The organism is Streptomyces sp. TLI_185, assembly GCF_003814765.1.
Taxonomy (GTDB): Bacteria; Actinomycetota; Actinomycetes; order Streptomycetales; family Streptomycetaceae; genus Streptomyces.
Window position 1 is genome coordinate 7,288,954 of record NZ_RKRB01000001.1, and the last position, 20,786, is coordinate 7,309,739.

Annotated in this window: 20 protein-coding genes; 17 read left to right on the plus strand and 3 right to left on the minus strand. The window is 70.8% G+C overall.

Annotated features, from left to right (window positions below):
* Positions 1–57: 57 nt before the first annotated feature.
* From EDD92_RS33755 to EDD92_RS33805, 10 genes are all read left to right on the plus strand, one after another.
* Entirely contained in the window at positions 58–312 is a 255-nt protein-coding gene (locus tag EDD92_RS33755) for a helix-turn-helix domain-containing protein (protein WP_123967805.1), read from the plus strand.
* A 126-nt stretch (positions 313–438) separates the two neighbouring features.
* Positions 439–1,704 carry a 1-deoxy-D-xylulose-5-phosphate reductoisomerase gene (dxr, locus tag EDD92_RS33760; protein ID WP_123967806.1) on the plus strand — a complete coding sequence of 422 codons (1,266 nt, stop codon included), beginning with the start codon at positions 439–441 and terminating at the stop codon, positions 1,702–1,704.
* Positions 1,705–1,712: 8 nt separating this feature from the next.
* Positions 1,713–3,005 (plus strand): RIP metalloprotease, encoded by a 1,293-nt coding sequence (locus EDD92_RS33765; RefSeq protein ID WP_185124466.1) that lies wholly within the window; start codon positions 1,713–1,715, stop codon positions 3,003–3,005.
* Positions 3,006–3,219: 214 nt separating this feature from the next.
* Positions 3,220–4,377, plus strand: coding sequence for a flavodoxin-dependent (E)-4-hydroxy-3-methylbut-2-enyl-diphosphate synthase (gene ispG, locus EDD92_RS33770; protein ID WP_030944903.1), 1,158 nt, complete (start codon positions 3,220–3,222; stop codon positions 4,375–4,377).
* A 218-nt stretch (positions 4,378–4,595) separates the two neighbouring features.
* Positions 4,596–5,444 carry a GNAT family N-acetyltransferase gene (locus EDD92_RS33775; protein WP_123967808.1) on the plus strand — a complete coding sequence of 283 codons (849 nt, stop codon included), beginning with the start codon at positions 4,596–4,598 and terminating at the stop codon, positions 5,442–5,444.
* A 78-nt stretch (positions 5,445–5,522) separates the two neighbouring features.
* Positions 5,523–6,089 carry a GNAT family N-acetyltransferase gene (locus tag EDD92_RS33780; protein ID WP_123967809.1) on the plus strand — a complete coding sequence of 189 codons (567 nt, stop codon included), beginning with the start codon at positions 5,523–5,525 and terminating at the stop codon, positions 6,087–6,089.
* A gap of 73 nt (positions 6,090–6,162) precedes the next feature.
* On the plus strand, positions 6,163–7,866 hold the full coding sequence (locus tag EDD92_RS33785; protein ID WP_123967810.1) for a proline--tRNA ligase: 1,704 nt from the start codon (positions 6,163–6,165) through the stop codon (positions 7,864–7,866).
* Positions 7,867–8,411: 545 nt separating this feature from the next.
* Positions 8,412–9,638, plus strand: coding sequence for a M20 family metallopeptidase (locus EDD92_RS33795; RefSeq protein WP_123967811.1), 1,227 nt, complete (start codon positions 8,412–8,414; stop codon positions 9,636–9,638).
* Complete coding sequence (locus tag EDD92_RS33800; RefSeq protein ID WP_123967812.1) at positions 9,620–9,817, plus strand: hypothetical protein; 198 nt, start codon at positions 9,620–9,622, stop codon at positions 9,815–9,817. The genes EDD92_RS33795 and EDD92_RS33800 overlap by 19 nt, the downstream gene beginning before the upstream one ends.
* A complete protein-coding gene (locus tag EDD92_RS33805) occupies positions 9,814–11,265 on the plus strand; it encodes a sodium:solute symporter (protein ID WP_123967813.1) in 1,452 nt (483 codons plus the stop codon). The genes EDD92_RS33800 and EDD92_RS33805 overlap by 4 nt, the downstream gene beginning before the upstream one ends.
* Positions 11,266–11,304: 39 nt before the next feature.
* Here EDD92_RS33805 and EDD92_RS33810 read toward each other — a convergent pair whose 3' ends face one another.
* From EDD92_RS33810 to EDD92_RS33820, 3 genes are read right to left on the minus strand one after another with little or no spacing between them, the layout of a single operon-like run.
* Positions 11,305–12,213 (minus strand): aminoglycoside phosphotransferase family protein, encoded by a 909-nt coding sequence (locus tag EDD92_RS33810; protein ID WP_123967814.1) that lies wholly within the window; start codon positions 12,211–12,213, stop codon positions 11,305–11,307.
* Positions 12,214–12,240: 27 nt separating this feature from the next.
* Entirely contained in the window at positions 12,241–12,699 is a 459-nt protein-coding gene (locus tag EDD92_RS33815) for a ferritin-like domain-containing protein (RefSeq protein ID WP_123967815.1), read from the minus strand.
* The gene (locus EDD92_RS33820) at positions 12,696–13,208 is read right to left on the minus strand and encodes a hypothetical protein (RefSeq protein ID WP_123967816.1); all 513 of its coding nucleotides are present in this window, start codon (positions 13,206–13,208) and stop codon (positions 12,696–12,698) included. The genes EDD92_RS33815 and EDD92_RS33820 overlap by 4 nt, the downstream gene beginning before the upstream one ends.
* Positions 13,209–13,529: 321 nt before the next feature.
* On the opposite strand from EDD92_RS33820, the gene rimP reads away from it, so the two are divergent.
* From rimP to truB, 7 genes are all read left to right on the plus strand, one after another.
* On the plus strand, positions 13,530–14,033 hold the full coding sequence (gene rimP, locus EDD92_RS33830; protein ID WP_123967817.1) for a ribosome maturation factor RimP: 504 nt from the start codon (positions 13,530–13,532) through the stop codon (positions 14,031–14,033).
* 2 nt (positions 14,034–14,035) lie between these two features.
* Positions 14,036–15,046: a transcription termination factor NusA gene (gene nusA, locus EDD92_RS33835; RefSeq protein WP_123967818.1), complete on the plus strand. Its 1,011-nt coding sequence runs from the start codon at positions 14,036–14,038 to the stop codon at positions 15,044–15,046.
* Positions 15,047–15,147: 101 nt separating this feature from the next.
* Complete coding sequence (locus EDD92_RS33840) at positions 15,148–15,426, plus strand: YlxR family protein (protein ID WP_185124210.1); 279 nt, start codon at positions 15,148–15,150, stop codon at positions 15,424–15,426.
* Positions 15,427–15,574: 148 nt separating this feature from the next.
* Entirely contained in the window at positions 15,575–18,703 is a 3,129-nt protein-coding gene (infB, locus tag EDD92_RS33845; RefSeq protein ID WP_123967819.1) for a translation initiation factor IF-2, read from the plus strand.
* Positions 18,704–18,847: 144 nt separating this feature from the next.
* On the plus strand, positions 18,848–19,141 hold the full coding sequence (locus EDD92_RS33850) for a DUF503 domain-containing protein (RefSeq protein WP_030944944.1): 294 nt from the start codon (positions 18,848–18,850) through the stop codon (positions 19,139–19,141).
* 32 nt (positions 19,142–19,173) lie between these two features.
* On the plus strand, positions 19,174–19,620 hold the full coding sequence (gene rbfA / locus EDD92_RS33855) for a 30S ribosome-binding factor RbfA (RefSeq protein WP_099931662.1): 447 nt from the start codon (positions 19,174–19,176) through the stop codon (positions 19,618–19,620).
* On the plus strand, positions 19,617–20,522 hold the full coding sequence (truB, locus tag EDD92_RS33860) for a tRNA pseudouridine(55) synthase TruB (RefSeq protein WP_123967820.1): 906 nt from the start codon (positions 19,617–19,619) through the stop codon (positions 20,520–20,522). Before rbfA ends, truB begins: the two co-directional genes overlap by 4 nt.
* The last annotated feature ends 264 nt before the right edge of the window (positions 20,523–20,786 follow it).

Consider the following 20,786-nt stretch of genomic DNA (forward strand, 5'->3'; position numbering starts at 1 on the left):
GGGGCACCCTGGTCGGCGGCGGGGGCTCGTCCCGTCCCGGCGAAGCTCGTCAACGGCATGCGGCACAGGGTGCGCCCATGCGATCCGAAACGCCCGATCGGGTTGTCGACCGCCTCTGCGCGCTCGGAAAGGCGTATCCGCGCCGTGCGGGAAGCCCAGGGACTCAGCCAGGAGGATCTGGGCAGGGCGACAAAGCTCGGCTGCAGCCGGATCGACCGAGTCGAGCGTGGCGCTCAGGACACGAGCCTCGACGACCTGCTGCTCATCGCACACGTCCTCGATGTGCCGCCTGCGGACCTGGTCGTCGACTGAGCGGCAGCCCGCCCGAGCGACTACTGCCCGAGCGACTACGGGATGCGAGCCGCGCAGGCGACGGCCGGCCTGCCGGAGGGGGGACGCGCTGTCCTCACACACCGTCCTTACGGCCACAATGGAGGGATGAGCGACAGTCCAGCCCAACTCGCCGACCCTCATCTCGTCTACGACCCCGGGGCGGGAACCGGCCCGAAGGACGTGGTGATCCTCGGCTCCACCGGGTCGATCGGCACCCAGGCCATCGATCTCGTGCTGCGCAACCCCGACCGCTTCCGGGTCACGGGACTCTCCGCCAACGGCGGCCGGATCGCCCTCCTCGCCGAGCAGGCGTACCAGCTGCGGGTACGGACCGTCGCGGTCGCCCGCGAGGACGCCGTACCGGCACTGCGCGAGGCGCTCACCGCGCAGTACGGCGCCGGGGAGCCGCTCCCGGAGATCCTCGCCGGGCCCGAGGCGGCCACCCAGCTCGCCGCCTCCGACTGCCACACCGTGCTGAACGGCATCACCGGCTCCATCGGCCTCGCCCCGACCCTCGCCGCCCTGGAAGCGGGCCGCACCCTCGCGCTCGCCAACAAGGAGTCGCTCATCGTCGGCGGCCCGCTGGTCAAGGCGCTCGCCAAGCCGGGGCAGATCATTCCGGTCGACTCCGAGCACGCGGCCCTGTTCCAGGCGCTGGCGGCCGGTACCCGCGCGGACGTACGCAAACTCGTCGTCACCGCGTCAGGCGGTCCCTTCCGCGGCCGTACCAAGGCCGAGCTGGCGAACGTCACCGTCCAGGACGCCCTCGCCCACCCCACCTGGGCCATGGGCCCGGTGATCACGATCAACTCGGCGACCCTCGTCAACAAGGGCCTCGAGGTCATCGAGGCGCACTTGCTGTACGACATTCCCTTCGACCGCATTGAGGTCGTCGTGCATCCCCAGTCGTATGTCCACTCGATGATTGAGTTCACGGACGGATCGACGATCGCCCAGGCGACGCCCCCCGACATGCGCGGGCCCATCGCCATCGGCCTCGGCTGGCCCGAGCGCGTCCCCGACGCGGCACCGGCCTTCGACTGGAGCACCGCGTCGACGTGGGAGTTCTTCCCGCTCGACAATGACGCGTTCCCGTCGGTGAACCTCGCCCGGCACGTGGGTGAGCTCGCGGGCACCGCCCCGGCGGTGTTCAATGCCGCCAACGAGGAGTGCGTGGAGGCGTTCCGCAGTGGCGCGCTGCCGTTCAACGGCATCATGGAGACCGTGACCAGGGTCGTCGAGGAGCACGGCACCCCGCACACGGGAACCTCACTCACCGTGCCGGACGTCCTCGAAGCGGAGACCTGGGCACGGGCCCGGGCCCGGGAACTGACGGCGCAGACGACTTCTGCCGCGGAGGCGCGTGCATGACACCCCTGATGATGATCCTCGGCATAGTGATCTTCGTGGTCGGTCTGCTGGTCTCGATCGCGTGGCACGAGCTGGGGCATCTGTCCACCGCCAAGCTCTTCGGCATCCGCGTGCCGCAGTACATGGTGGGCTTCGGCCCGACCCTGTGGTCGCGGAAGAAGGGCGAGACGGAGTACGGCTTCAAGGCCGTCCCGCTCGGCGGCTACATCCGCATGATCGGCATGTTCCCGCCGGGCGACGACGGTCGGATCACCGCGCGCTCCACCTCGCCCTGGCGCGGCATGATCGAGGACGCCCGCTCGGCGGCCTTCGAGGAGCTCCGCCCCGGAGACGAGAACCGCCTCTTCTACACCCGCGCCCCCTGGAAGCGGGTCATCGTGATGTTCGCCGGCCCCTTCATGAACCTGATCCTGGCCGTGGCGCTGTTCCTCACGGTCCTGATGGGCTTCGGCATCACACAGCAGACCACCAGCGTCAGCTCCGTCTCGCAGTGCGTCATCGCCCAGAGCGAGAACCGCGACAAGTGCACGAAGTCCGACGCCGCCTCCCCGGCCGCCGCGGCGGGCCTCAAGGCCGGCGACAAGATCGTGTCCTTCGACGGGGTGCGGACCGACGACTGGAACAAGCTCTCCGACCTCATCCGCGCCACCCCTGGCAAGGACGTGGCGATCGTCGTCGACCGCAAGGGCCAGGAGACGACCCTGCACGCGAAGATCGCCACCAACCAGGTCGCGAAGAAGGACTCCACCGGCCACGTCATCGCGGGCAAGTACGTCACCGCCGGATTCCTCGGCTTCAGCGCTGCCAACGGCGTCGTCCGCCAGGACTTCGGCGAGTCCGTGTCGTGGATGGGCGACCGGCTCGGCGAGGCCGTCAGCTCCATCGCGGACCTGCCCGGCAAGATCCCCGCCCTGTGGAACGCGGCCTTCGACGGCGCACCCCGCCAGCCCGACTCCCCGATGGGCGTGGTCGGCGCGGCCCGCGTCGGCGGCGAGATCTTCACCCTCGACATCCCGCCGACCCAGCAGCTGGCCACGGCCCTGATGCTGATCGCCGGCTTCAACCTCTCCCTGTTCCTCTTCAACATGCTCCCGCTGCTCCCGCTCGACGGCGGGCACATCGCGGGCGCCCTCTGGGAGGCCCTGCGCCGCAATGTGGCGAGGGTGCTGCGCCGGCCGGACCCGGGCCCGTTCGACGTGGCGAAGCTGATGCCGGTGGCGTACGTGGTGGCGGGCGTCTTCGTCTGCTTCACCCTGCTGGTGCTGATCGCGGACGTGGTCAACCCCGTGAAAATCACCTAGAGAAAATCAACTGGTCACGCGGAGTCTGTGGCGGCCTGGCACGCTTTGCGCCAGGCCGCCTTCCGTTGGGTGGGTTTACATCGGAGGGGGTCCCCCCGCCGAGTGTGTTCGAGGTGGGGGCGTGCCCGGGCCTGCGCCGGTGCCGTAATCTCGAAGCCTGGAGCCCGCTGATCCGGGACCGGACCTTGATCCACGACTTGGGGTTGCACAGCAGATGACTGCGATTTCTCTCGGCATGCCGTCCGTTCCGACCAGGGTTGCCGAGCGTCGGCAGAGCAGGCAGATCCAGGTCGGGTCCGTGGCGGTCGGCGGCGACGCGCCCGTTTCCGTGCAGTCGATGACCACGACCCGTACGTCCGACATCGGCGCGACCCTCCAGCAGATCGCCGAGCTCACCGCCTCCGGCTGCCAGATCGTGCGTGTGGCCTGCCCCACCCAGGACGACGCGGACGCGCTCGCCACCATCGCGAGGAAGTCGCAGATCCCGGTCATCGCCGACATCCACTTCCAGCCGAAGTACGTGTTCGCGGCCATCGAGGCGGGCTGCGCGGCCGTACGCGTCAACCCCGGCAACATCAAGCAGTTCGACGACAAGGTCAAGGAGATCGCGCGGGCCGCCAAGGACCACGGCACCCCGATCCGCATCGGCGTCAACGCGGGCTCCCTCGACCGGCGCCTGCTCCAGAAGTACGGCAAGGCGACCCCCGAGGCCCTCGTCGAATCGGCCCTCTGGGAGGCCTCCCTCTTCGAGGAGCACGACTTCCGGGACATCAAGATCTCGGTCAAGCACAACGACCCGGTCGTGATGATCGAGGCGTACAAGCAGCTCGCTGCCCAGTGCGACTACCCCCTGCACCTCGGCGTGACGGAAGCCGGCCCTGCCTTCCAGGGCACGATCAAGTCGGCGGTGGCCTTCGGCGCACTGCTCTCCCAGGGCATCGGCGACACGATCCGCGTCTCCCTCTCCGCGCCTCCCGTGGAGGAGGTCAAGGTCGGCAACCAGATCCTGGAGTCCCTGAACCTCAAGCAGCGCGGCCTGGAGATCGTCTCCTGCCCGTCCTGCGGCCGCGCCCAGGTCGACGTGTACAAGCTGGCCGAGGAGGTCACCGCGGGCCTGACCGGCATGGAGGTCCCCCTCCGCGTCGCCGTCATGGGCTGCGTCGTGAACGGCCCCGGCGAGGCCCGCGAGGCCGACCTCGGCGTCGCCTCCGGCAACGGCAAGGGCCAGATCTTCGTGAAGGGCGAGGTCATCAAGACGGTCCCCGAGTCCAAGATCGTGGAAACCCTCATCGAGGAGGCCATGAAGCTGGCCGAGAAGATGGAGGCGGACGGCACGCCCTCGGGCGAGCCGTCGGTGTCGGTCGCGGGTTGAGGGAGCCTTTTCAAGCGCCGGTCGGCAATCCCAGCCCGTCCGGCGCTTGAGGACGAGGCCGTCCAGGCCGAAAGCGGGGGCCTGGGGGCGGCAGCCCCCAGACGGCACAGCAGCCAAGGCTCACAGGCCAACAGACAGTACGCCAACCGGGGCGGCACCGCTCAGCTTCCGCAGGTACAGTGCGGAGATCAGCAGAACCTCAGGGTGAGGCCCCGCACGTGTTGACGCAGACCACCTCACGGGTGCTCGAACCGAGCGACCTGGACGCAGCGCTCGCCGTCCTCGACCGCGAGCCGGTCGCGAACGCCTTCGTGACGTCACGGGTGCAGGTCGCGGGCCTCGACCCGTGGCGGCTCGGCGGCGAGATGTGGGGCTTCTACGAGGAGGGCATGCTGACCTCCCTCTGCTACGCGGGCGCCAACCTCGTCCCGATCTGCGCCGGCCCGCGCGCCGTACGCGCCTTCGCCGACCGCGCCCGCAGGGCCGGCCGCCGCTGCTCGTCGATAGTCGGCCCCGTCGAGGCCACCACCCTGCTCTGGCGCCTGCTCGAACCCAGCTGGGGCCCCGCCCGCGAGGTCCGCGCCCAGCAGCCGCTCATGGTCACCGACCGGATGCCCGACGGCATCGCCCCGGATCCCTACGTCCGCCGCATCCGCAAGGACGAGATGGAGACGATCATGCCGGCGTGCGTGGCCATGTTCACCGAGGAGGTCGGCGTCTCGCCGCTCGTCGGTGACGGCGGGCTGCTGTACCAGGCCCGGGTCGCCGAACTCGTCGGCTCCGGCCGCTCGTTCGCCCGCCTCGACGAACACGGCAAGGTCGTCTTCAAGGCGGAGATCGGCGCGGCCACCCCCCATGCCTGCCAGATCCAGGGCGTGTGGGTCGCCCCGGAGTACCGCGGAAGGGGGATCGCCGCACCGGGCATGGCCGCGGTCCTGCGCTACGCACTGGCGGACGTGGCCCCGATCGTCAGCCTCTACGTCAACGACTTCAACACCCCGGCGCGACGGGCGTACCAGAGGGTGGGGTTCCAGGAGGTCGGCGCTTTCATGAGCGTTCTGTTCTAGATGCACTTCCGGCCGGACTTCCCGCCGCAGTTCACAGTGCAGTTCTGAGCCTCGTACGAGACCTGTAGTCTCCCCGGCATGCTGCGCTTTCCCGGTCACGGACACCGCGATCCCGAAGACGTCGTGATCGGCCCCCTCGACCTGTCAGCCCGGGTCGACGAGGCGCTCGCCGTGCAGGCCGTGGCCTTCGGACTCGGCTCGGACGAGGTCGCCGTACGGCGGCAGATCGTCCTGCGGCACATGACGTACCCGGGAGCCCGCGCACTCGGCGCCACCGTCGAAGGCCGCCTCGTCGGCTTCGTCTACGGCATGCCGAACGACCGCACCCACTGGTGGTCCACCGTCGTCGAGCCCTACCTCCGAGCGCAGGGGCACGACGGCTGGCTCGACAACTCCTTCGTGATCACCGAGCTGCATGTCCACCCGCGCCACCAGAACCGCGGCATCGGCCGCTCCCTGATCACGGCCATCACCGACGGTGCCGACGAGCCCCGCTCGATCCTGTCGGCGATCGACACCGACAGCCCGGCCCGCGGCCTCTACTTCTCCCTCGGCTACCAGGACCTGGCCCGCCAGGTCCTCTTCCCGAGCGCCCCGAAGCCGTACGCCGTGATGGGCGCCCCCCTGCCCCTGCGGCGCCGTTAACGGATTTCCACCGGAACCGGCCCCCCGGCTAACCTCCTTGCCATCACCCTTACGCAGCAGGAGTACGAGAACCATGGCGAACGCACCGGTCCAGCGCATGTCCCAGTTGATGGCGAAGACGCTGCGTGACGACCCGGCGGACGCCGAGGTCCTCAGCCACAAGCTGCTCGTCCGCGCCGGCTATGTGCGCCGCACGGCGGCCGGCATCTGGTCGTGGCTGCCCCTCGGCAAGAAGGTCCTCGCCAACGTGGAGCGGATCGTCCGTGAGGAGATGGACGCGATCGGCGCCCAGGAGGTGCTGCTCCCCGCCCTGCTGCCGCGGGAGCCGTACGACGCCACGGGCCGCTGGGACGAGTACGGCGCCGAGCTGTTCCGCCTCCAGGACCGCAAGGGCGGCGACTACCTCCTCGGCCCGACCCACGAGGAGATCTTCACCCTGCTGGTGAAGGACCAGGCGTCCTCCTACAAGGACCTGCCGGTAATCCTCTACCAGATCCAGCACAAGTACCGTGACGAGGCCCGCCCCCGGGCCGGCATCCTGCGCGGCCGCGAGTTCCTGATGAAGGACTCGTACTCCTTCGACACCGAGGACGAGGGCCTCGCCCAGTCCTACGCCATGCACCGCCAGGCCTACCAGCGCGTCTTCGAGCGCCTCGGCCTCGACTACCGCATCTGCGCCGCGACCGCGGGCGCGATGGGCGGCTCCAAGTCGGAGGAGTTCCTCGCCCCGGCCGAGGCCGGCGAGGACACCTTCGCGGACTGCCCGAACTGCGACTTCGCGGCCAACACCGAGGCGATCACCTACGAGCTCAAGGCCGTGGACGCCGAGGGCGTGGCCGCGATCGAGGAGATCCCGACCCCGGACACCCCGACCATCGAGACCCTCGCCGCCTTCCTGGAGGTCCCGGCCTCCGCCACCCTGAAGAACCTCCTTGTGAAGGTCGACGGCGAGATCGTCGCCGTCGGTGTCCCCGGCGACCGCGAGGTCGACATGGACAAGGTCGAGGCGCACTTCGCGCCGGGGACCGTCGAGATGGTCACCGAGGCGGACTTCGCCGGCCGCCCTGACCTGGTCCGCGGTTACGTCGGCCCGCAGGGCCTCGGCGAGAAGGTCAAGTTCATCGCCGACCCGCGCGTGGCTCCCGGCACCGCCTGGATCACCGGCGCCAACAAGGCGGGCACGCACGCCAGGAACGTCGTGGGGGGCCGTGACTTCGAGGTCGACCAGTACGTCGACGTCGTGGTGGTCCAGGAGGGCGACCCGTGCCCCAAGTGCGGCACCGGCCTCAAGCTGGACCGCGCCATCGAGATCGGCCACATCTTCCAGCTCGGCCGCAAGTACGCGGACGCGCTGAAGCTCGACGTCCTCGGCCAGAACGGCAAGCCGGTCCGCGTCACCATGGGCTCCTACGGCATCGGCGTCTCCCGCGCGGTCGCGGCCCTAGCCGAGCAGACCGCCGACGAGCAGGGCCTGTGCTGGCCCGCCGAGGTCGCCCCGGCCGATGTGCACGTCGTCGCCGCGGGCAAGGCCCTGCAGATCGAACTGGCCCTCGAGGTCTCCGAGAAGCTGCGGGCGGCCGGTCTGCGCGTCCTGGTCGACGACCGGGCCGGCGTCTCCCCGGGCGTCAAGTTCACGGACGCCGAACTCATCGGCGTGCCGAAGATCCTGGTCGCCGGCCGCCGCTCCGGCGAGGGCGTCGTGGAGCTCAAGGACCGGAAGACCGGCGAGCGCGAGGAGCTGACGGTGGACGAGGCGATCGCCCGCCTGACCGCTTGAGAAGCTCCTCAGGAACGTCTCTGGGCCCCTGAAAGGGGCTCACGGACTTCTCTCAGGCCGTTCCCCGACCGTAGTGCGTGACAGAGCGTCACTATGGGAGGGGAACGGTCATGACAAGCAGGGAACGAGGTGCCGCCGCGCTCGTCCCTGAGAACCGTCGCCGCATCGGGCCTCACCGGGCGCGGGGGAGCGGCGTTCCCCCGCGCCCGGCAAGCTCGCGGCCGTTCGCCGAGGCGAGTGGGGTTGCCCGCTCGCGGCCGGCTCCCCGGTCCCTGCGCGCACGGCAAAGCGGGCCCGCCAGGCAGCGGCCGCCTGCCCGGCCCTGGCCCTTGACCCGACGGTGAGTTGACGCCGGTGAGGGGCGCGGGGCTGTCTCGATTTGCGGCTCCGCCGCGTGGGCGCGATCGACCCCCACGAACCCGCGCCCCGAAACAACCCGAACGGCGTTTTCCGCCACTTTCCGCGCGGTTCTGCGTCGCCCCCTCATCATTTCCGGCCACGTGGGCAGTACATGCAACAGGTGGTGCACGGGTGAGGGGAGAGGGATGAGTCTGCGAGACGATGCGCGTGAGCTCCAGGGTGAACTGGCCGTCCTGCGCCGGGCGTTGCACCGGGAGCCGGAGATAGGGCTGCACCTGCCGCGCACACAGGAGAAGGTGCTGGCCGCGCTCGACGGACTGCCGCTGGAGATCAGCACCGGCAGTTCGCTGTCCTCCGTGACGGCCGTTCTGCGCGGCGCCGGTGCGCCCGACGGCCCGGTCGTACTGCTGCGCGGCGACATGGACGCCCTGCCCGTCACGGAGCGCACCGGCGCGGAGTTCGCCTCCCGGATCGCCGGCGCCATGCACGCCTGCGGTCACGACCTGCACACGGCCGGTCTGGTCGGCGCCGCCCGGCTGCTCGCGGACCGGCGCGAGAGCCTCGCCGGGGACGTGGTGTTCATGTTCCAGCCGGGGGAGGAGGGCTGGGACGGCGCCGGGCACATGGTCGAGGAGGGTGTGCTGGAGGCGGCGGGACGCCCGGTCGACGCCGCCTACGGACTGCACGTCAGCTCGTCGTCGTACCCCACCGGCGTCTTCGCCTCCCGCCCCGGCCCGCTGATGGCGGCCTCGGCGGGCCTGCATGTGCGGGTGGTCGGGGCGGGCGGCCACGGCTCCCGCCCGCACGACTCCCTCGACCCGATCCAGGCGGCCTGCGAGATGGTCACCGCGCTGCAGACGATGGTGACCCGGCGCTTCGACGTGTTCGACCCGGTCGTGGTCACCGTCGGCACCTTCCACGCCGGCACCCGGCGCAACATCATCCCCGACGACGCAGCCTTCGAGGCGACCGTCCGCACCTTCTCGCCGTCCGCCGCCGAACGCATCGCAGAGGTCTCCGTACGCCTCTGCCAGGACATCGCCACCGCCCACGGCCTCACCGCCGAGGTCGACTTCGTCCCCGAATACCCCGTCACCGTCAACCACAGCAGCGAGCACGACTTCCTCGCCGACACCGTCCGCGAGGCCTTCGGGGAGGAGCGCTTCGAACTGCTCACCGACCCGATCACCGGCTCGGAGGACTTCTCCCGGGTCCTCGACCGGGTGCCGGGCGCCTTCGTCTTCCTGGGCGCCGACGCCACCGGAGACCCGGAGACCGCCCCCACCAACCACTCCCCGCTCGCCGCCTTCGACGACGCGGTGCTGTCCGACGGAGCGGCCCTGCTCGCCGAACTCGCCGTCCGCCGACTGGACCGTCTCGCCGAGGAGGCGCAGTGCGCCCGTACCACCTGATCCCCGCCGTGCCCGCCCTCGGCCTGGTCCTCATGCCGTTCCTGCCGTTCGTCAACACCGGCGGGCTGTGGTTCGGGCTGCCCCGGATGCTGGTGTGGGGCGCGGTGTGGTGCGTGATGTGCACACCCGCGCTGCTCCTCACGGAGCGCCTCATGAACCGGGAGGAGGCCGACAAGTGACGACGATCCTGGTCATGACCTTCACCGGCATCGCGCTGATCGGCGTCCTCGGCTTCGTCGGCCGCCGCAAGCCTGCCGCGGACCTCTCCGAATGGGCCGTCGGCGGACGCCGGTTCGGGGCGCTGAGCATGTGGTTCCTGCAGGCCGGCGAGGTGTTCACCACCTTCACCTTCCTCGGCATGGCAGGCCTCGCCTTCAGCGGCGGAGTCGCCGCCCTCTACGCCCTCCCGTACGTCCCCATCGGCTACATGGTGCTGTTCTTCCTCGCCAAGCGCCTGTGGTCACTGGGCAAGGAGCGCGGCTACCTCACCCAGGGCGACTATCTGGAGGACCGCTACGACAGCAAGCTGCTCGGCACGGTCGCGGCCGTCCTCGGCGTGGTCTTCGTGCTGCCCTATCTCCAACTCCAGATCACCGGCCTGGGGTTGATCGTCCAGCTGGTCACCGGCGACTCGGCCTCCGGCACCCTCAGCATGATCATCGGCAGTGTGCTGGTCGTGGCCTTCGTGCTGTGGGCGGGCCTGCACGGCGTCGCGATGACCTCGTACTTCAAGGACGTCGTCATGCTGGTCGTCCTGGCCGTGCTCCTGATCGCGGTCCCCGCCCACTTCTCGGGCGGCGTCACCGCGATGTTCCACCGCGTCGACAAGCTCCACCCGGAGCTGCTGACGATCCATGCGGGACCGTCCGACCAGGTCTGGTTCACCACGAGCATGCTGGTCAGCATGCTCGGCGTCGGCCTGATGTGCCTGCCGCACGCCTGGCCGGCCGTGATGTCCGCCCGCGACCCCAAGGTGCTGCGCCGCAACTACACCTGGATGCCGCTGTACGAACTCTGCCTGCTGATGCCCATCATCGTGGGCTTCGCCGCCGTCCTCGTCCTCAAGCCGGGCACCCCGGCCAACGGCATCCTGCTGACCCTGAGCAAGCAGGTGCTGCCGACATGGGCGACGGGTCTGGTCGTCGTGGCGGCCATCGCGACGGCGATGGTGCCGGCGGCGGGCATCCTGATCGGCATCTCGTCCCTGGTGGCCCGCAACATCGCCCGGGTGCGGGACGAGCGGAAGCAGTTCTGGATCAACCACGGCACGGTGGTGGCCGCCTGCGGTCTCTCCCTCCTGCTCGCCATCTACCGCCCCGACCTGCTGGCCAACCTCCTCCTGCTCACCTACAGCGGCACGGTCCAGCTCGCCCCCGCCATCGCCCTGGGCTTCCTGGCCCGCCGCCCGGTGGGCAAGGTGGCCGTCCTGGCCGGGCTCTTCGTGGGCGAACTGGTCGTCGTCTGGCTGACGTTCTGGCAGAAGGGCCTGGCCGGGAACGTCAACGCCGGCCTGGTGGGCCTGGCCGCGAACATCGCCGTACTCGCCCTCACGGCAGCTGCCGAGCGCGCGACCCGCAAGGGCTCTCCCGAACCGGAGAGCGGCGAGTCCGTGACAGTGACCGTATGAGCGAGCAGCGAAGCGCCCCAAAGGACCCGCAGCCCCGAGCTAGAGCCACCCGGCAAACTCCAGCAACAACTCCGCATCCTTCCCCCGCCCCACCCGAAGCGCCCGAACCCCGGACTCCACAGCCCGGAACAACGTCCACCCCCGCAACCGCTCCTGGTCCACATCCAACGACTCGGCAAGCCGCTTCACGCGCCGCCGAGTGGTCGCCGCGCCGGCCGGTGAGGCAATCAGATCCTCCACCCGGTCCCGCACCAACCGAGCCAGATCAAAGGCACACTCACCCACCACCGGATCGGGCCCCACGGCCAACCACGGCATCCGCTCACCAGCGAGAACCTTGCTCTGCCGAAAAGTCCCGTGCAGCAACCGATCCTCAGGCGGCGCCGCCAGCAACTCCGCCCGCGCGGCCAGCGCGGCGTCGACCAGCACGGCCACCTCGGCGAAGCCCGACGCAGTGGCCCGCATGGCCTCGGCCTGCCGCCCCGTCCGCTCGGCGACGGTCTCGAAGGGATGGGCGTCCTTGCCGACGGGTGGCTCCACCCACAGCCGTCGCAACGTCCCCGCCGCCTCCAACAGCGCCTTCGCCTCCGGCAACGACCGCACCGACACATCCGGATGCAGCCGCTCCAGCAGCAACACACCCTCCGTCGTGAACGGTTCGACCAGCTGTACGGCGCCGATACCGCCCCAGTGCGCCAGCGCCGCCCGCTCGCTCTCCGGACGGGCCCGGGGCGGGGCCAGCTTCAGCACGGCGGGCGTCCCGTCGGAGCGCCGCACCAGCACGACCAGGCTGCTGCGCCCGCCGGGCACCTGCACCCGCTCCACGGTCAACTCGCGCAGCGCGACCGCCTGCCCGGCCTCCTCGGGCAGCTTCTCCAGCCAGTCGTCGCCGTCCGGTGCCGTCTCACCGAGCGCCCTGACCAGACGCTGCGGCGGTGCGAAAGCCATGCGCGAGTCGTTCCCTTCCAGTACGGGTCACGCCGTGGGTGCCGGCGAGGCCGGGGCGGTGGCCGCCCGCTCGGCGAGCCCAGGGAAGGCTACGCTCTCGCCGCTCCAGCGCACCGCCCGCACCGCCGCCTCCCGCAGCGCCCCGGCAGCCATGCGCCGCCGCTCGCCCCCGGTCGCGCGCACCAGGTCCGAGTAGACGCCGGCCACCCGGTCCTCCAGTTCGGTGGCGAGCCGCACGGCCGCGGCCGAGTCCGGCACCGGGAACGGCAGTGCGTACCCCGCCGCCGCGGCCACCGGCGTACCGCCCAGGTCCCGTACCTCGCGGGTGAGCGCGTCCCGCCGGGCCCGGTGCGCGTCGTACGCCGCCCGGGCCTCCGTACGCCGTCCGGCGCGGATCTGCCCGCCGACCACCCCGTAGCCGTACACGGCCGCATGCTCGGCGGCCAGCGCCGCCTGCAGGGCCTTCAGCTCCTTCTCCCGGCTCACCTGGCACCCTCCGTCAGCAGATACGCATGCGCCGCCCCGGCCGCCGCCACCGAGGCCAGCAGCCGTGCCAGCTCCCCCGGCACGTCGAGGAGCGCCGTGAGCCGCCGGTCGGCCAGAGCCCGCTCGGCGGCGGCCAGTTCGGTGAGGGCGTCCTTCTCGTTCGGGGCCACGGCGGCGGACGGCGACGCCGGGTCCGGCGCCGCGGGGGAGGCCTTCCCGACCGTCCCCCCGAACGCCTCCGCATGCCGCACGACCTCGGCCCGCAACGCCCCCAGCTGCTCCGCGACAGCAGGATGCGCAGCGATCACGGCGTCGTACCGCCCGACCAGCCCCACACTCTCCCTGGCCGCAAGCGCACGCGCCTTCTCCACGACCGAAGGACTGCCACCGGCACTCTCCTCGGACTCCCCACCGGAGCAGCCCACCAACAGGGCGGCCCCGGCAGCCGAAGCAAGAACGGATCTTCTGCGCGGCCCCGAGGGGGTGCGCAAGGGTGGGGGGTACGACACGGCTGACGTCCTCGGGGGCTTCGTACGAACGCATGGACGGGAAGTCCGACCCGCCGCTGATCACGGTACCCGCGCCTCCCCCCGACTCACGCCACCGGCTCGGCAGCCGGCCCAAGGGGCGCGGGGCCGTGTCGATATGCGGCTACCGCCGCGTGGGCGCGACGAGCCACGACCGGCCCGCACCCGCTCACCCACCACAGCTCCCGAGCCATTGGGCGCCCCGGCGCCTCAGTGGACGGCAACACCCCTGGCGACCGGATACCCTTTGACCAGACACGCGACCCAACCCACAACAGCACACGCGGCCGAGGAGTCACCCGGATGAGCACCACCCAGAGCGAGAGGCTGCGAGAGCTCCTGGAACCGCTCGTCAGCTCCCAGGGCCTGGATCTCGAAGAGATCGCAGTGGACTCCGTCGGACGCAAGCGGGTGCTCCGCGTGGTCGTCGACTCCGACACCGGTGCCGATCTGGACCAGATCGCCGATGTGAGCCGCGCGCTCTCGGCGAAGCTCGACGAGACGGACGCGATGGGCGAGGGCGAGTACACCCTCGAGGTCGGAACCCCGGGCGCGGAGCGCCCCCTCAAGGAACACCGGCACTACGTGCGTGCCACGGGCCGGCTGGTGAAGTTCCAGCTGACCGACGGTGACGAGCTGGTCGCCAGGATCCTCAAGGCCGACGACGAAGGCCTCGACCTCGAAGTGCCCGGAGTCAAGGGCCGCAGGCCCACCGCCCGCAGACTCGCCTATCCGGACGTCGACAAGGCGCGCGTGCAGGTCGAGTTCAACCGCAAGGACAAGAACGAGAAGGAAGAGGAGGCGTAGCCGTGGACATCGACATGAGTGCCCTGCGGGGCTTGGTACGGGAGAAGGAGATCTCCTTCCCCCTGCTGGTCGAGGCGATCGAGTCGGCCCTCCTCATCGCCTACCACCGAACCGAGGGAAGCCGCCGCCACGCGCGCGTGGAGCTCAACCGGGAGACCGGCCACGTGACGGTGTGGGCGAAGGAGGATCCCGAGGACCTCGAGGAGGGCCAGGAGCCCCGCGAGTTCGACGACACCCCGTCCGGCTTCGGCCGTATCGCCGCCACCACCGCCAAGCAGGTCATCCTGCAGCGGCTGCGCGACGCCGAGGACGACGCGACGCTCGGCGAGTACGCCGGCCGTGAGGGCGACATCGTCACCGGCGTGGTCCAGCAGGGCCGCGACCCGAAGAACGTGCTCGTGGACATCGGCAAGCTCGAGGCCATCCTGCCGGTGCAGGAGCAGGTGCCGGGCGAGACGTACCCGCACGGCATGCGGCTGCGGTCGTACGTCGTACGAGTGGCGAAGGGCGTCCGCGGCCCGTCCGTGACCCTCTCGCGCACGCACCCGAACCTGGTGAAGAAGCTCTTCGCGCTGGAGGTGCCGGAGATCGCCGACGGGTCCGTGGAGATCGCCGCGATCGCCCGTGAGGCCGGTCACCGCACCAAGATCGCCGTACGCTCCACCCGTTCGGGCCTGAACGCCAAGGGCGCCTGCATCGGCCCCATGGGCGGGCGTGTGCGCAATGTCATGGGCGAACTGAACGGCGAGAAGATCGACATCGTCGACTGGTCGGACGACCCGGCCGAGATGGTCGCGAACGCGCTGTCGCCCGCGCGGGTCTCCAAGGTGGAGGTCGTGGACCTCGCCGCCCGTTCCGCGCGCGTGACGGTGCCGGACTACCAGCTGTCGCTGGCGATCGGCAAGGAAGGCCAGAACGCCCGCCTCGCGGCCCGGCTGACCGGCTGGCGGATCGACATCCGTCCGGACACCGAACAGGCCGAGGACCAGCGCGCAGAGCAGCGCGGGGAATAGATCCAAGCCGCGTATGGCTTAGATCACGACAGTTGTATGCGCGGAACTGTTCGATTCTTGCCCCAAAGGGGTGAGGTCGCCACGGGGAGGTAGACTTAAGGGTGTCTGGCCGGACGCGTGCCCGCGCATGCCCTGAGCGCACCTGTGTGGGGTGCAGGCAGCGAGCGGCCAAGAAGGATCTGCTGCGCATCGTGGCGGTCGAGGGTGAATGTGTCCCCGATCATCGCGGTACGCTGCCCGGCCGGGGTGCGTATGTGCACCCCGCCCTGGTCTGTCTCGACCTGGCGGTACGCCGCCGGGCGTTCACGCGGGCGCTGCGCGCCCCGGGAGCGCTCGACACAAAGGCGTTGCGCCTCTATGTCGAGCAGGCAACACCGTAAGACGAGGTCGCACGGAACCCCCGTGCGGCCCTGGTACCCCGCGAGTTGGAAGTAGGTCGAGATTGCGATGAGCACTCGATGAGCACGCGATGAGTACGCCCATGAAGTAGCGACGGTCCGGACGCAACCCGGACCTAAAAGGAGCGAAGTGGCTAAGGTCCGGGTATACGAACTCGCCAAGGAGTTCGGGGTTGAGAGCAAGGTCGTCATGGCCAAGCTCCAAGAACTCGGTGAATTCGTCCGTTCGGCGTCTTCGACCATCGAAGCGCCCGTCGTCCGTAAGCTGACGGACGCCCTCCAGCAGGGCAGCGGAGGCGGCAAGTCCGCCCCCGCACGCAAGGCTGCCCCGGCGAAGCCGGCAGCCCCCTCTCCGGCGCAGGCAGCCCGTCCGGCCGCCCCGCGCCCGCCGGCCCCCAAGCCGGCCGCCGCCGAGAAGCCCGCGGCTCCCGCCGCACCGGCTGCTCCCGGCCCCCGTCCCACCCCGGGCCCGAAGCCCGCGCCGCGGCCCGCCCCGGCGTCCCCGGCTCCGACCACGCCCGAGTTCACGGCGCCTCCGGCGGCTCCCGCCGCCCCGGCTGCCTCCCAGGGCCAGGGCTCCGGCCCGCGTCCGGGCGCTCCGCGTCCGGCAGGCCAGGCCCCGCGTCCGGGCGCCCGTCCCGGCGGCCCCGGTCAGGGCGGCCAGGGTCGTGGTGACCGCGGCGACCGTCCCGGCGGCGCCCCGCGCCAGGGTGGCGGTGCTCCGCGTCCCGGTGCCCGTCCGGCCGGTCCCCGTCCGGGCAACAACCCCTTCACCTCCGGTGGCTCCACCGGCATGGCGCGCCCCCAGGCGCCCCGTCCGGGTGGTGCCCCGCGTCCGGGCGGCCCGGGTGGCCCCGGTGAGCGGCCCGGTGGTGCCCCGCGTCCGCAGGGTCAGGGCGGTCCTCGTCCCCAGGGTGCTGCGGGCGGTCCCCGTCCGCAGGCTCCGGGCGGCGCGCGTCCGACCCCGGGCGGCATGCCCCGTCCGCAGGGCGGCGGTCCCCGTCCCGGCGGCGGTCCCGGCGGCCCGCGTCCGAACCCCGGCATGATGCCGCAGCGTCCTGCTGCCGGCCCGCGTCCCGGTGGCGGTGGCCCCGGCGGCCGCGGTCCCGGCGGCGGCGGTCGCCCCGGTGGCGGTGGCGGCGGTCGTCCCGGTGGCGGTGGCGGCGGTTTCGCCGGTCGTCCCGGTGGCGGCGGTGGCGGTTTCGCCGGTCGTCCCGCGGGTCCCGGTGGCGGTGGCGGCGGTTTCGCCGGCCGTCCCGGTGGTCCCGGTGGCGGCGGCGGTGGCCGTCCCGGCTTCGGCGGTCGTCCCGGTGGTCCGGGCGGTCGTGGCGGCACGCAGGGCGCCTTCGGCCGTCCCGGCGGTCCCGCGCGTCGCGGTCGCAAGTCGAAGCGGCAGAGGCGCCAGGAGTACGAGGCCATGCAGGCCCCGTCGGTCGGCGGCGTGATGCTGCCTCGCGGCAACGGCGAGACCATTCGCCTGTCGCGCGGTGCCTCCCTCACCGACTTCGCGGAGAAGATCAACGCCAACCCGGCGTCGCTCGTCGCGGTCATGATGAACCTGGGCGAGATGGTCACGGCCACGCAGTCCGTCTCCGACGAGACGCTGCAGCTCCTCGCGGGCGAGATGAACTACGCGGTTCAGATCGTCAGCCCCGAGGAGGAGGACCGCGAGCTGCTCGAGTCCTTCGACATCGAGTTCGGCGAGGACGAGGGCGGCGAAGAGGACCTGGTCGTCCGTCCGCCGGTCGTGACCGTCATGGGTCACGTCGACCACGGTAAGACCCGACTCCTCGACGCCATCCGCAAGACGAACGTCATCGCGGGCGAGGCCGGCGGCATCACCCAGCACATCGGTGCCTACCAGGTCTCGACCCAGGTCAACGACGAGGACCGCGCGATCACCTTCATCGACACCCCGGGTCACGAGGCGTTCACCGCCATGCGTGCCCGTGGTGCCCGGTCGACGGACATCGCGATCCTGGTCGTCGCGGCCAACGACGGCGTCATGCCGCAGACGGTCGAGGCGCTCAACCACGCCAAGGCGGCCGACGTGCCGATCGTCGTCGCGGTCAACAAGATCGACGTCGAGGGCGCCGACCCGACCAAGGTGCGCGGTCAGCTCACCGAGTACGGGCTGGTGGCCGAGGAGTACGGCGGCGACACGATGTTCGTCGACATCTCCGCCAAGCAGGGTCTGCACATCGACTCCCTGCTGGAGGCCGTGGTTCTCACCGCGGACGCCTCGCTCGACCTGCGGGCCAACCCGAACCAGGACGCGCAGGGCATCTCGATCGAGTCCCGCCTCGACCGCGGCCGTGGTGCCGTCTCGACGGTCCTCGTCCAGCGAGGCACCCTGCGGGTCGGCGACACGATGGTCGTGGGCGACGCCTACGGCCGAGTCCGCGCCATGCTCGACGACAACGGCAACAACGTCGCCGAGGCGGGTCCGTCGACGCCGGTCCAGGTCCTGGGCCTGACCAACGTCCCGGGTGCGGGCGACAACTTCCTGGTGGTGGACGAGGACCGTACGGCCCGTCAGATCGCCGAGAAGCGCGCCGCCCGTGAGCGCAACGCCGCGTTCGCCAAGCGCACGCGCCGTGTCTCCCTCGAGGACCTGGACAAGGTGCTCAAGGCCGGCGAGGTCCAGCAGCTCAACCTCATCATCAAGGGTGACGCTTCTGGTTCCGTCGAGGCGCTCGAGTCGTCCCTGCTCCAGCTGGACGTCGGCGAAGAGGTCGACATCCGCGTCCTGCACCGCGGCGTCGGTGCGGTCACGGAGTCGGACATCGACCTGGCGATGGGCTCGGACGCCATCGTGATCGGCTTCAACGTCCGTGCGGCAGGCCGCGCGGCGCAGATGGCCGAGCGCGAGGGCGTGGACGTCCGCTACTACTCGGTCATCTACCAGGCGATCGAGGAGATCGAGGCGGCCCTCAAGGGCATGCTCAAGCCGGAGTTCGAGGAGGTCGAGCTCGGTACGGCGGAGATCCGCGAGGTCTTCAAGTCGTCCAAGCTGGGCAACATCGCGGGTGTGCTCATCCGTTCCGGCGAGGTCAAGCGCAACACCAAGGCGCGCCTGGTCCGCGACGGCAAGGTCATCGCGGAGAACCTCAACATCGAGGGTCTGCGTCGCTTCAAGGACGACGTCACCGAGATCCGCGAAGGGTTCGAGGGCGGTATCAACCTCGGCAACTTCAACGACATCAAGGTCGACGACGTCATCGCGACGTACGAGATGCGCGAGAAGCCGCGCGTCTGATCCAGCACGCGATCGGGGCCGGTCGGCGGGGCAGTTCCCTCCAGGGAATTCCGTCGATCGGCCCCGGCCGTTGCGTGTACGGTTCCCGTATCGGCGTCGAAGCGTGGCGCCCGTACCCCGAACCGGCGGGACATCCGGACACACATGTATGTGGGGACTCTGTCCTTCGACCTGCTCCTCGGCGACGTCCACTCGCTCAAGGAGAAACGCTCTCTCGTCCGTCCGATAGTGGCCGAGCTCCAGCGCAAGTACGCGGTGAGCGTGGCGGAGACGGGCAACCAGAACCTCCATCGCAGGGCCGAGATCGGGCTCGCGATGGTTTCCGGGGACACGGGACACCTCTCCGACGTACTGGACCGCTGCGAGCGGCTGGTCGCCGGGCGGCCCGAGGTGGAACTGCTCTCGGTTCGACGCAGGCTCCACAGCGACGAAGACTGACGCAAGAAGTAAGCACTTAAGGAGACGGACCAGTGGCCGACAACGCGCGTGCCAAGAGGCTGGCGGACCTCATCCGAGAGGTGGTGGCCCAGAAGCTGCAGCGCGGGATCAAGGACCCGCGGCTCGGCTCGCACGTCACCATCACGGACACCCGGGTCACCGGGGACCTGAGGGAGGCGACCGTCTTCTACACGGTGTACGGGGACGACGAGGAGCGGGCGGCCGCGGCCGCCGGTCTGGAGAGCGCCAAGGGCGTGCTCCGCTCCGCGGTCGGTGCGGCGGCGGGCGTGAAGTTCACGCCGACGCTGACCTTCGTCGCGGACGCCCTGCCGGACACCGCCCGGACCATCGAGGACCTCCTCGACAAGGCCCGCCAGTCCGACGAGAAGGTGCGCGAGGTCTCGGCCGGCGCCACCTACGCCGGCGAGGCGGACCCGTACAAGAAGCCGGGTGAAGACGAGGACGACACCGCCGAATGACCCAGAAGAACCGGACGCCCGACGGGCTTGTCATCGTGGACAAGCCGTCGGGCTTCACCTCGCACGACGTGGTCGCCAAGATGCGCGGCATCGCCCGCACCCGACGCGTCGGGCACGCCGGAACCCTCGACCCCATGGCGACGGGCGTGCTCGTCCTCGGCGTCGAGAAGGCCACCAAGCTGCTCGGTCACCTCGCACTGACCGAGAAGGAGTACCTGGGGACGATCCGCCTCGGGCAGACGACCCTGACCGACGACGCAGAGGGCGAGATCACGGGGTCGGCAGACGCCTCGAAGGTCACCCGCGAGGCCGTCGACGCCGGGATCGCCAAGCTCACCGGCAACATCATGCAGGTGCCGTCGAAGGTGAGCGCCATCAAGATCGACGGTGTGCGCTCCTACAAGCGGGCGCGGGAGGGCGAGGAGTTCGAGATCCCCGCCCGGCCCGTCACCGTCTCGTCCTTCGCGGTGTACGACGTCCGGGACGCGGTCGCCGAGGACGGCACCCCGGTGCTGGACCTGGTGGTCTCCGTCGTCTGCTCCTCCGGGACCTACATCCGGGCCCTGGCCCGCGACCTGGGCGCCGACCTGGGCGTGGGCGGCCATCTCACCGCCCTGCGCCGCACCCGCGTCGGCCCGTACAAGCTGGACTCGGCGAAGACGCTGGACGAGCTCCAGAAGGAGCTGACGGTGATGCCGATCGCCGAGGCGGCCACGGCCGCGTTCCCGCGCTGGGACGTGGACGCCAAGCGGGCCCGGCTGCTCACCAACGGCGTACGGCTGGAGATGCCCGAGGTGTACGCGGGCGGCGGCCCGGTGGCCGTCTTCGACCCCGAGGGGCAGTTCCTCGCGCTCGTCGAGGAACAGAAGGGCAAGGCGAAGAGCCTGGCCGTCTTCGGCTAGGCGCTCCGCTGGGTGTGCCGATGTGCGGCTCCGCCGCGGGGCCGCGATGTGCCGTCGGTCTGCGGCGCCGTCGTGGCTTGTCGCGCAGTTCCCCGCGCCCCTTTGGGGCGCTCCCGGAACCGCAGCGTTACTCGCCCGACCAGCTCAGGGCTGCCACGAGATGCCTGCCCGTGGAGCGGCGGTCACGGGGTTGTGCCCGCCGCTCCACGGTCCCCCCTCGGTTCCCCCACCCCTAGGGTGTATCCACGGACCCCCGCCTATTCA